An 11445-nucleotide genomic window follows, 5' to 3' on the forward strand; every position below is an offset into this window, starting at 1 on the left:
GGTGGCTACCGGCGGTCGTGGGTGACGTGGGCACGTGGTCTCCTCAGGTCGATGATGGGGACGGTGTGGTAAGTGCCGGGCCGTGTACGGGCTCGGTGGGTGCGGCCGACGTGGGGACGCCCGAGTCGCGGCCGCCCAGCCGACGCCACGCCGCGACGGCGGCCAAGGCCGTGACGAGCATGGCGGCGTGGGCCGCGCTCGCCACGCCAGCGACGAACGCGTCCTGGGAGTGGGCCACGAGTCGGGCCCGGACCTCGGGAGGCAGCCGCGGGGTCGAGGCCGCCGTCGACATGAGGCTGTGCACGCCGACGTCGGCCCCGGGGGGTGTCGGGAACGCACGCATGCGGTCGGCGTGCACGCTGGTGAGGATGGAGCCTTGGACGGCCACGCCCACGGCGGAACCGATCTGCCGGGTGGCGTCGTTGATCGCCGACCCCGCCCCGGTACGGTCGGCCGGCAGACAACCCATGACGGCCTCGGTGGCGGTCGGCGCGGCGATCCCCACGCCCAGCCCCGCGAGCAACTCGAAAAGCAGGACCCGCCCGTATCCCGATCCGGGCCCCGCGCCCGCCAACACGGCGAACCCGCAGAACACCGCCAGCAGGCCGGCGGTGACCAGGGCCCGTTGCGAGCAGCGTCGGGAGACGACGAACGCGCCCGCCACCCCGACCGCCATCGCCGCCGACAGCGGCAACATGCGCTGCCCCGCCTGCGCCGCGCTCAGGTGCAGGATGTTCTGGAGGTACAGCGACAGCACGAACAGGGCACCGAACACGGCGAACGACAACATCGCCAGTACGGCTGTCGCGGTCCGCATCCGGGTGTCCTTGAGGACGTCGATGGGCAGCATCGGCGCGGCGCAGCGTCGTTGGTGGCGGGCGAACGCGGCCAGCAGCACGATCGCGGCGGCGAACGCCCCCAGGATCGGGGCGGTGGTCCAACCTCGATCGGGCCCTTCGATGATCGCCCAGACCAGGGCCAGGAAGCCCGCGGTGGACCAGCCCATGCCGGTCAGGTCGATCGGCTCGTTACGGAGGCCGCGGGACTCGGGAACCACGACCGCGGCCGCCGCCATCGTCACCAACACGCACGGAATGGGCGCCCAGAATCCGGCTCGCCAGGAGTAGTGCTCGACCAGGTAGCCCCCCGCGACCGGCCCCAGCAACGTGCCGGCTCCCGCGACCAGCGCCCACAGGGACACCGCCTTGCGGCGCTGCGGGCCCTCCGGGAACAGGGACACGATCACCGACAGCGTCGAGGGCATCATCAACGCGGCCCCCGCGCCCATACCGCAGCGCGCGGCGATCAACTCCCACGGCGCGTGGGCGGACGCGCCCACCAGGCACGCCATCGCGCACAGCCACAGACCCACGAGAAAGCAGCGCCGTCGCCCGTACGCGTCGCTCACCGCGCCCGCGGCCAGCACACACCCGCCCAAAACCAGCGCGTAGCCGTCGATGATCCATTGCACCTGCGCCATCGACGGCCGCATGTCCCGTTGCAGGTCGGGCACGGCGACGTTGAGCACGGTGAAGTCCACCCCCAGGATGAACAGCCCCAGGCACATCACCACCACCGCGCCCCACGCCCGAGCCCGGCTCACGGCGCCTCGACCCGCCGAAGCAGGGCCTTGACGTCCACCGCCGGCCACGCTGTGTGATGGAATGGTCACAAATCGCACTCTACGGTCGGATCGGCCACCCGGCGATCCGGCCCGGGCAGACGGCCGGACGACCGAGCAGCCCCCGCGAACATCGGGCGGCGCCGAGGCACGCAGGGTCGACGTCCGGTCGGAGACCAAGGTCGACCGGCCTGCCACAATGCTGGCGCCCTACCTCGGGGACAGCCGGCACTCGCGGTGATCGAGGCCGGGTTCGCCACGACTACGACGACACGTGCGAGCTGTCCGGGTACGACCTGACGCGCCGCGTCGGCACCATCGACGGGGCGTCATTCGTTGCGGGTCGGGGATCCGTACACATGCACACACGGGAGTCGACGTGACGCCAACCGAAGCAGATCTCACCGAGGCCGTGTATCGGGCGGCCCGCGCCGCCATCGCGGACCTGTTCCGGGAATACCCGGAGCACGACTTCTACTACTGCGCCCTGGTCACCCCCGGGGAGGCCTTCGGCCCGGCGCTGTCGGCCTGGTCGACGCAGGCCCTGGCCACCGCGGCGGGCGGCCCCGGGGCCGACGCCGAGGAGCTGCGGTGGTCCTACGCGGACTCCCCGTTCTGCACGTACGGGGAACGGCACCTCGCCCCGATCCGAACCCTGTTCGACGCCCGGCCGCAGGTCTTCGAACTCCCGGACGACGAGGGGGAGGACGAGTACGACCTGCGGTTGCGCGCGATGGTCACGGCGATGGCCCGCCTCGACGCGGAAGGGCTGTTCGGCGACGGCGAACGGCGTCTGTCCATCGTCGCCACCGTCGAGGTCCCCGGCGACGACACCGACAACGCGGCCCGCGCCCGAGCCCTGAACCCCCCGGCGGCCGTCGCCGCATACGTTGCCGCGCTCGGCGCCACGGACGACTGACCCGTGGCTTCTCCGGCGGGCCCGTCCGCCCACCGACCGACCCGACGCCGACAGGTTGTCTCTTTCGGGATCCGTCGGCCCGCGCGCAGTCGACGCACGCGGGCCGCCGATCCGCTCGGTCGAGCGGACTCGGTGTCACGTGCGCGGGCGGACCGTCGGTTCGAGCAGTGACAGGGTCCGCTGTGCCGCATCGAGGCCGGCACGGATGCCGACCGGCATCGGCAGATTCGGACCGGCATGTCCGAACTCGACGTTGCCCAGCACCGGGACGTCACGGTCGCCGAGGACATCGAGGACGATCTCGGGGAGTGTCGGTGAGCCGTCGGACGAGCCCAGCCCACCGATCGCACGCGGCACGCCGACGACCATGCCCGCGATGCGGTCGAGGATGCCGCAGTGCCGCAGCACGTGCAGGTCGCTCCACACCCACGACGCCTCGCCGCCCATCTCCTCCCAGAACAGCACCGCGCCGTCGAACCAGTCGAGCGGCAGCGCGAAACGCGTCGCCTGGGTCCGCACGATGCGATTGAGCAACCCGCCGATCAGCGGCCCTTCGGCGCGCCCGGCACGCCAACACTCCCACGACGGCCCGGTGGGCAGCGTGCCGATCGCCTCCGGGCCGGTCAGCAGCACCGAATAAACGTCCTCGAGCACCCGCCTGCGCGCTGCGGGCGCGGCCTGCCACGCCTCGCCGAAGCCGGGCATGGCCAAGTCGGCGTGGAATCCGACCAAACCCGTGCGCGAGTAGAGCACCAGATGCAACATCGCGATGTCGCTGTACCCGAGAATCGGCTTGGGGTCGGCCCGGATGGCCTCGACGTCGATCAGATCGAGGTAGCCGAGCACCGTCTGCCCGCCGTCGTGCGCGATGATCGCGCGCACCTCGGGATCCCGCAGCAGAGCGTTGAGTTCGTCCGCGATCTCCGTCGCCGGTGCCGAACTCCACCAGTGCCGCCGCCCGACTTCGAGCAGCGGCGCACGACGTACCCGAAACCCCATGCGCCGGAGCGTGGCTTCGGCTTGTTCGAGTCCCGGAACGAACTCGGCAACGAGCGGGCCGGACAGCGCCGCGATGGCGACGACATCGCCGGGAGCGAGGGCACGAGGTCGTAGTGGCACAGGTGCTGTGGTGCGAGTCATCGGGACAGTCTCTTGGCACCCCCAGCGTGACGCTACGCATTTTCCGGGCCGGCCGGTGGTGAGTTCCGTGCTCGGCGCGGCGGGTCGGTCTGCGCTCTGGTGCTGTGTGCGGCGTGGGCGTAGCGGGCGGCGAGGTCGCCGAACGCGGTGGCCAGTCGGGGCGGGCCGACGACTTCGATATCGGTGTCGAAGCGGCCGATGGCGGCGGCGAGTCCGGTCCACGACCACGAGCCGAGGACGAGTCGGCAGCGCCGGGAGTCGAGTTCCTCGACGATTCCGTCCTGGGCGAAGGGCGCGACCTCGGCGGCCGGGAGGCCGAGGACGACTTCGCCTTGGCAGGGCCAGTCGGGGGTGGTGCCGTCGTGGCCGCGGAATCGGCCGGTGACGAAGGTGGAGACCTCACCACCGGGGAGTTCACGAGGGGCGAAGCGGGGGCCGGTGGGTGTGCGGGGCCGGATGCGGTCGACGCGGAAGGTACGCCAGTCCTCGCGATGGAGGTCCCAGGCCACGAGGTACCAGTGCCGACGCCACGTGACCAGGTGGTGGGGCTGTACTCGGCGGGGATCGTCGGCTGGGGTGCCCGAGGACGGGGCGTAGTCGAAGCGCAGTTCCTCGTGGGCGTGGATGACGCGGCTCAGGTCCGTCAGGACCTGGGTCTCGACCCGGGCGTGGTGACCCGCGGGCGGTTGGACGGCGGTGACGCGCAACAGGTCGATGCGGCGGCGCAGGTGAGGTGGCATGACCTGGCGCAGGGTGGCCAGGGCGCGGGAAGCGTCTTCGGCGACGGCGGTGCCGGCGGCCGCGGTCTGTAGCGCGACGGCCAGGGCGACGGCCTGATCGTCGTCGAACAGCAGGGGCGGCAGGTGGGTGCCGGCGTCCAGTCGGTAACCGCCGGCCGGTCCCTTGACGGTGGTGATCGGGTAGCCGAGTTCGCGGAGACGGTCCATGTCACGGCGCACGGTGCGCGAGGTGACGTCGAGACGTCCGGCGAGATCCTCGCCGGACCAGTCACGGTGCGTTTGAAGCAGCGAGAGCAGCGCGAGCAGCCGCGCGGACGTTTTGTGCATGACATCCGTTCCCCGGCAGTACAGGACACGACCTGTCCTCTAATGCTGCCATCGTGGCATACGAGCCGTTCGGGAGGCGTCGCTCCCGGCAAGGCAGTGGCCGCCGGAGCCTCGACGGCCCGCGGCGTACTCGACACATGGAGCAAGGAGCAGGACATGTCTATCCGGACCACCACTCACCTGAACTTCCGGGGCACCGCACGTGCGGCGCTGGACTTCTACCGGTCCGTCTTCGGCGGACGTACCGTCGTGGTCACCTACCGGGACGCGGGCGCCGTGCAGGTCGAGAGCGATGCGGACCAGGTGATGTGGGGTGAGGTGGTCGGCGACAACGGTTTCCACGTCATGGCCTACGACGTGCCCGCGCAGCTGCCGTGGGGCCAGGGCGAGAACCCGTTCTTCGTCTCCGTGCGCGGCGACGACGCCGAGGAGATCAGCGCCCTGTGGGGCAGGCTCGCCGAAGGCTCGGTCGTCGTGCGTCCGCTGGAGCCCGCGCAGTGGGCACCGCTGTACGGCATGCTCACCGACCGCTTCGGCGTCACCTGGGTCCTGGACGTCACCGCTGCGTACAACGGCTGAACCAGCCGACCCGACCCGACCGCGCCGTTCGGGCCGCCGCACGGGCGGCCCGGACGGCGCGAGCACCCACCACGTTCGGTGGCACGCAACGCAACCGTCAAGACCCGCGGACGGGAGCCGCACCGACCCAGCGGCGATAGGCGTCCACGTCGACGTTGTTGCCGCACACGATGGTGACCACGTGTCGACCGGCGAAGCGTTCGCGGTCTTCGAGGACGGCCGCGATGCCGAGCGCGGCCGACGGTTCGACGACGAGGCCGGCGTGGTCGAGGAGCAGCCGCATACCGGCGACGATCGACGCCTCCCGGACCAGGACGGCGTCGTCGGCGACCAGGAGGAGGTCGTCCAGGACGGCCGGGATGGGACACCGGCCGGCGACTCCGTCGGCGATGGTGTCGGTCGAGTCGGTGGTGACGACGCGCCGTTGGTGCCACGAACGCGTCATCGCCGGTGCGCCCAGCGGCTGGACGCAGATCACCTCGACCTCGGGCGCCGACGACTTCAGCACATGACCCACACCGGTGGCCAACGCCCCGCCGCCGAGAGCGATCAGGACGGTGTCGAACGACGGCGCGGTGTCCACCAGTTCCAGGCCGATGGTCGCCGCGCCCTCGCACGTCTCGATGTCCAGACTGTCCTCGACCAGCCTGATGCCGTCGTACCGCGCGATGGCCGCCGCCCGCTCGCGAGCCGCCTCGTGGTCTCCGTCCACCAGTTCCAACCTGGCATCCAACGCGCGGATGCGATCCAGCTTCGTCACCGTCGCGAAGCGCGAGGCCACGACGGTGACGTCGAGCCCCCGGCCGCGACCGGACCAGGCGAGGGCCAGGCCCAGGTTGCCCGCGCTGGCGCACACCACGGCCCGCGATTCGCTGTCGGCGAGCAGGCTCGCGACGACCTCGGTGCCGCGGGCCTTGAAGCTGCGGACCGGATTCGCCGTTTCGAGCTTGATGCTCACCGTGCACCCGAGTTCGGGCTCCAGAGCCTCGCACCGGTACAGCGGCGTATCGAGGAACATCGGGTCGATTACTCGACGGGCCGCCCGGATCCGAGCAGTGTCGAGGCGCGTCTTGTGCACGACACGGCAGCGTAGTGCCGCGGGCGCTGTTCCATCGAGTAATCGACGATTCCGGCTGCCTGGTCGCTCGGGTGTGGGTGCGTGGGTTGGACCGCCGGGAACGTCGAAGGACCAGGCGGTGCACGGATCGACCCCTTCGGCAGACGGGGACGACCCGTTCCGCGACGGCGTGGGAGCGCACCCGCGCGCCGGCCCGAAGCCGCCGGAACGCCGGGCGTACCCGCTTGGCCGCGGTGCTACGTCGGGCCCGGGTTGCCGGTCGGGTTCGGGAGGGCGAGGCCGGCCAGGACGTCGTCCGCGCGGCGGCGCCATGTGTATTGCTCGGTCACCTGGCGGCGGGCCTCGTCGCCGAGTTTGTGGCGCAGGGAATCGTCGGACAGTAGCTCGGTGAGGGCCTGAGTCCACGCGTCCGGGTCGGCCGGCGGGCGCATCAGGCAGTTGACCCGGTCCGTCAGGACCTCGTGCAGGACGGGCAGGTCCGAGGCGATCACGGCGCGTCCGTGGGCCATGTACTCGAACAGCTTCATCGGGGAAGCCCAGCGACCGGTCTCGCCGAGTCGCCCCCAGACGTAGACCTTTTCCTCGTAGGGGGCCAAGAGGACGTCGAAGAGGGGGTAGTAGCCGGGGAGTTCCGACGGTGGGCGGTGGCCGTGGAAGTGCACGTTGGGCAGCCGACACGGTCGCTCCCAGCGGTCTCGGTCCTCGGGAGTGCCGCCGACGAGGTGGAAGTCGACGTCGGGGAGCCGATCGGCGAGTTCCAGGATCAAGCCGATGCCGCGGCCGTCGTAGAGGTGTCCGACGTATCCGACTCGCGGCGCGCCCGGGCGCCCCGGCAACTCCACCGGTACGGGGTGCGGTTGGGGCAGGTCGGCGCAGTCGGGGGCGACCAGGATCGGCAGCGGGTCGGCTCCTTCGTATGCGGTGCGAAGGTCGCGCGCGAGTGCGTGCGTGATCACCACGAGCCGGACCAACCGGGGCTCCGCGAGCAGGCGTTGCTCGGTTCCGGGCGGTAGATCCCGGCGGATCTGGTGGACCTCGTACACGAACGGCGCGATGTCCGCCGCGGCGCCGAGGCTGTACGGATCGCGGCCGTAGATCAGGTCCGGTGTGCGCTCGTGGCTCAGCAACCGGCTCACCTGCTGGGCGCGTTGCAGGTATCCGGCGGGGGTGAAGTCCGGGATCGGTACGGCGCGCACGGGGAAGCGGTGACGGACGCCGTAGTAGGCGTACAGGTCGTCCGCCGGGTGGGTGCCGGGCGCGGCATAGAGGGTGATGTCGTGCCCGGCGGCGGCGAACGCGTCGCACATGCGCATGACGTGGACGTTGTTGGCCCACAACGAAGGGATGCTGCCGCCGTGCAGGTAGGCGATGCGCATGCCGGCTCAGCCCCGCCCCTGCGGCGATGTCGGCGCGGACGCGGACGTGTTCGATGGTGGTCGGGATGGTGTCGTGCGCGACGGTGTCATCGGCGTCTCCTCGTCCGGGGCGGTGGGTCGTGTACCGGGGATGGGGCCGGATGCGCCCGTGGACGGCGACGCCGGGTCATCATCACGGGTGATCGCGGCGCTGCCAAGAGTGACGAGCGGGCAGGGGCGAGAACCGGTCGATACCGGCGGCCCCGGGACAGGGCGCGGGCTCGCGGACCGCACGGTGCCGGGTGGGTGCTGTGGTTGCCGTGGGCCGCACGACGGGGGCGGAACACCGGCTCGGGCGGCGGGTGGTGGGCGAAAGGCGCAGGAACACCAGAACGTCCGGAATCAGGCGTTCGCGTGGCCGTCGAGGCTCGGACCCTGGTAAGGACCAGCGTTCGCCTTACCGGCGTTCATCCCACCGGCGTTCGTCCCACCGGCAACAGCCGGTCGTCGGCCGATCTCCCTGGAGGGCCCCATGTCGGACCGGTTCGGGCCGGGCACTCACCGGACGCGGGCGAGGAGCACATCCGCCGCCTCCCCGACGCGACCGGTCGACGTCGCCCCGGTCGCCGACATCGACGGGTATCCCGCCGGGCCGAGCGTGCGCGCCGGCGACCTGCTGCGGTTTCACGTGTCGACGTCCGCCCGCCGCTTTCGGGCCGACTTCTTTCGGTATGGCGCAGGGCTGCGACACATGGCGGGCATCGAGGCGAACGGCCGCTTCGCGCCGCCGGGCCGGCACGACGAGGACTGGCGCTGGCCGGAGTACGACTTCGCGGTCCCTGCCCACTGGCCCTCGGGCGTGTACGTCGCGGTACTGCGAACCGATACCGAAGGGCTCACCCGGGCACCGGAGTTCGAGAGCGCCGACACGCCGGACGCGCGCGGCGCACGAATGCTGTTCGTGGTGACGCCGCACGAACCGTCGGGCGCACGGATCCTGTACAAGGTGCCGGTGTTCACCTATCACGCCTACAACCAAAGCGGCGGCGGGAGTCTGTACGGATCGATCCACGACGACCACGACAGCGGGCTCCCACCGCACGCCGGCACCCGGATCGTCAGCCTGCGACGGCCCGGCGGCGGCATCGGCGGCCCGGTGAAGGGCCACCCGGACGCCCACGACCCGCGAACTCCCCGGCAGACGTTCGCGCATTGGGACGCGCCCTTCGTCGCGTGGCTCGAAGCCGGCGGCTTCGCGGTCGACTACTGCACCGACCTCGATCTGCACGAGCGGCCCGACGTCCTGGACGGCTATCGGCTGCTGCTGTCCGCCGGCCACGACGAGTACTGGAGCGCGCCCACCCGCCGGCACGTCACCGCCTTTCGCGACCGCGGCGGCAACATCGCCGTGTTCGGGGCGAACACCTGTTGGTGGCGGGTCGCGGTGACCGACGACGCAACGGCTGTGCGGTGCACCAAGTATCCCCCCGGGGCCCGGCTGGGGGCCGACTGCGACTCGTTGCCGGGCGTCGCCGGTCACTGGTGGGAGTCCGAACCGGAGAACAGCCTGATCGGCGTCAGTTACCGCAACGGCGGCGGCCACTGGGCCGGGCTCCGGGCCCCGTTGGGCTTCACCGTGCAGCACGCCGACCACCCGGTGTTGGCCGGTACCGGACTGCGCGAAGGGGACCTGCTCGGCGCCGAACACGCCCTGGTCGGCTACGAATGCGACGGTGCGGCGCTGCGCCGCGACGCGCGGGGAACGGCCGTGCCGACCGGAGAGGACGGTACACCGGCCGACTTCACCATTCTGGGCGTCGCCGAACTACCCGAGGACCCGTCGACCGGGTGGCACGTCGCGCTGCGCGAGCACGACGCCGGCACCCGTGCGGCGACGCTGGGGCTGTACACCCGAGGTGGCACGGTCTTCACCGCCGCCACCGTCGACTGGCCCCGGGTGCTGCCGCTGGACCCGACGGTACGCGCCATCACCCGCAACGTGATCACCATGTTGTCGTGAGGACCCGGTCGTGAAGTCCCGCTGGTGGTACGGGTGTCGACGGGGGCGGCGCGCTGTCACGCGATACGGGCCGGCCCAACCGGGCCGCCCGCCGCCCGCCTCGGCATTCGGTCGGTTTTGCGCCGGTCGGATGACCGAGGTCGAGCTTTTCGGCCAATATTCGTACGGTTCGACCGAATGTGGCGGCCGAATGCGCGATTGACACGACGCGATCGGTGTGACGACACCTCGTTGCCGAGGCCAAAAGGGCTGATGGCCGCCGCCGGCGACTCGGGCGCGCCCGCCGTGTCCGGGAACACAAGGTGGTTTCCGGCTGGGCCGACGTGACCCGACACGGAGCGCGACTGCCGCTTACTTCTTGTGCTCGTCGTTGTTTCGCGCACACCATGGCCCTTCCGATGTTCCCCGTCGACGGCGGTGGAGTCGGCGACCGAAGGGAGTCCGACATGCAGGACGACATGGAGCTGATTCCGGAATCGGAACTGCCCGAGCTTGCGCTGATGATCGACGTACCCAGCTGAGGCAACGGCCAAGAGGCGACGGGTCGGATCGCCCCGGCCCGTCGCACCCCTCGTCATCGGGACCACCGGAGGAAGACGCGATGCACGTGGAACCCGACGCCCGTCCGGGCGCCGAGGAATGCTCGGCCGTGACGCGGCCGCTCTCGGCCCGGGGGCACGGGTGGTGACCGCGTCCACGTGGGAACCGCAGGTGTTCACCCCCTACGATTCCTGGCCCGACGTCGTCTTCGCGCGCGTCGCGGCCCGCTCGCCGCAGTTCGACGCCGTGTGCGCGGCCGGCGACCGGCCGATCGTCGTGGGCAGCGCGGCGGGACACCGCCGCGAACAGGTCGCCGCGAGCGCGCGGGGGGAACTCCTGGAGCGCGTCGGCAACATCCTGGCCGGCCGGACCGCCGAGGCGAACGCCGAAGTGGTCGCCACCTACGCCGAATTGCGCCGCAAGGGCATACCCGCGCTCGACCCCGCCGACCTCGCACGCCACGGCTCCGCGAACTCCGAGCACCCGGAGGCGGTTCGCACCACCCGCAGGCTCTGGGTCCTGGGACACTCGGCGCACACCGGCGACGAGACGCACGTGCCGGCCGGGGCCGTCTTCCTCCATCATCGCCCGCCCGCGGACTGTGATCCCGGTCCGGGCGTGGGGTCGACCGGAGTCGCCTCGCACCCCGACGGCCGGGCAGCCGCGGAGCACGCGGCATGGGAAGTCCTCGAACGCGACCTGGTCCGCAGGAGCTGGTACGGGCTGTCGTCGCCGGCGCCCTCGACGCTTGCGACGGCGGACCTGCCGAGCCCGCTCGCCAAGCTCCTCGACGGCATCGGGGCGACCGCCACCGCGCTCGACCTGCCGGCGCCCAACGGTACCCGCTGCGCGGTCGTGTGCCTGCACGCGCCCGACGGCACCAGGCAGGCGTTCGGGGCGCGTTGCGGTGCCGACACCGACATGTCGGCGCTGGTCGCGAAGGCGGCCTACGAGGCCCTCATGGTGCGGTGGAGCATGGGTACGCGCGTCGCCTTGGACGCCTGGAGCGGATGGGGCGGCAGCGACGCCCCCGAGACCGCGGTCCAACACGCGCTGTGGGCCTATCACGTACAGGACAGCCTGAGCCTGTGGACCGGGCGGACACCCGCCGGGGCCCCCGGGCCCG

The 11445-nt window shown here is 71.6% G+C and carries 10 protein-coding genes; 5 read left to right on the forward strand and 5 right to left on the reverse strand.

From position 1 onward, the window contains the following. Positions 1-43 precede the first annotated feature (43 nt). Positions 44-1603, reverse strand: a complete 1560-nt coding sequence (locus tag GT354_RS10605) for an MFS transporter (protein WP_161356032.1) — start codon at positions 1601-1603, stop codon at positions 44-46. A gap of 397 nt (positions 1604-2000) precedes the next feature. Between GT354_RS10605 and GT354_RS10610 the strand changes: the two genes are divergently transcribed. Beyond that, positions 2001-2540: a DUF4303 domain-containing protein gene (locus GT354_RS10610; protein WP_161356033.1), complete on the forward strand. Its 540-nt coding sequence runs from the start codon at positions 2001-2003 to the stop codon at positions 2538-2540. A 135-nt stretch (positions 2541-2675) separates the two neighbouring features. Here the strand turns inward: GT354_RS10610 and GT354_RS10615 are convergent, their stop codons facing one another. Next, entirely contained in the window at positions 2676-3680 is a 1005-nt protein-coding gene (locus tag GT354_RS10615) for an LD-carboxypeptidase (protein ID WP_161356034.1), read from the reverse strand. 32 nt (positions 3681-3712) lie between these two features. Then, a complete protein-coding gene (locus tag GT354_RS10620) occupies positions 3713-4747 on the reverse strand; it encodes a WYL domain-containing protein (RefSeq protein ID WP_161356035.1) in 1035 nt (344 codons plus the stop codon). 156 nt (positions 4748-4903) lie between these two features. Between GT354_RS10620 and GT354_RS10625 the strand changes: the two genes are divergently transcribed. Then, positions 4904-5326: a VOC family protein gene (locus tag GT354_RS10625; RefSeq protein WP_161356036.1), complete on the forward strand. Its 423-nt coding sequence runs from the start codon at positions 4904-4906 to the stop codon at positions 5324-5326. Between the two features lie 97 nt (positions 5327-5423). On the opposite strand, the gene GT354_RS10630 is transcribed toward GT354_RS10625, so the two are convergent. Next, positions 5424-6404, reverse strand: a complete 981-nt coding sequence (locus GT354_RS10630; RefSeq protein WP_161356037.1) for a pyridoxal-phosphate dependent enzyme — start codon at positions 6402-6404, stop codon at positions 5424-5426. Between the two features lie 236 nt (positions 6405-6640). Further along, positions 6641-7780: a glycosyltransferase family 4 protein gene (locus tag GT354_RS10635; RefSeq protein ID WP_161356038.1), complete on the reverse strand. Its 1140-nt coding sequence runs from the start codon at positions 7778-7780 to the stop codon at positions 6641-6643. 511 nt (positions 7781-8291) lie between these two features. Between GT354_RS10635 and GT354_RS10640 the strand changes: the two genes are divergently transcribed. From GT354_RS10640 to GT354_RS10645, 3 genes are all read left to right on the forward strand, one after another. Further along, a complete protein-coding gene (locus GT354_RS10640) occupies positions 8292-9779 on the forward strand; it encodes a N,N-dimethylformamidase beta subunit family domain-containing protein (protein WP_237534598.1) in 1488 nt (495 codons plus the stop codon). 386 nt (positions 9780-10165) lie between these two features. After that, entirely contained in the window at positions 10166-10300 is a 135-nt protein-coding gene (locus tag GT354_RS55720) for a hypothetical protein (RefSeq protein ID WP_272923803.1), read from the forward strand. 118 nt (positions 10301-10418) lie between these two features. Beyond that, positions 10419-11445, forward strand: a 1027-nt coding sequence (locus GT354_RS10645; protein ID WP_237534599.1) for a YcaO-like family protein, incomplete at its 3' end; no start/stop codon positions are given.

Source organism: Streptomyces sp. SID3343 (assembly GCF_009865215.1).
In the GTDB taxonomy this organism is placed as follows: Bacteria; Actinomycetota; Actinomycetes; order Streptomycetales; family Streptomycetaceae; genus Embleya.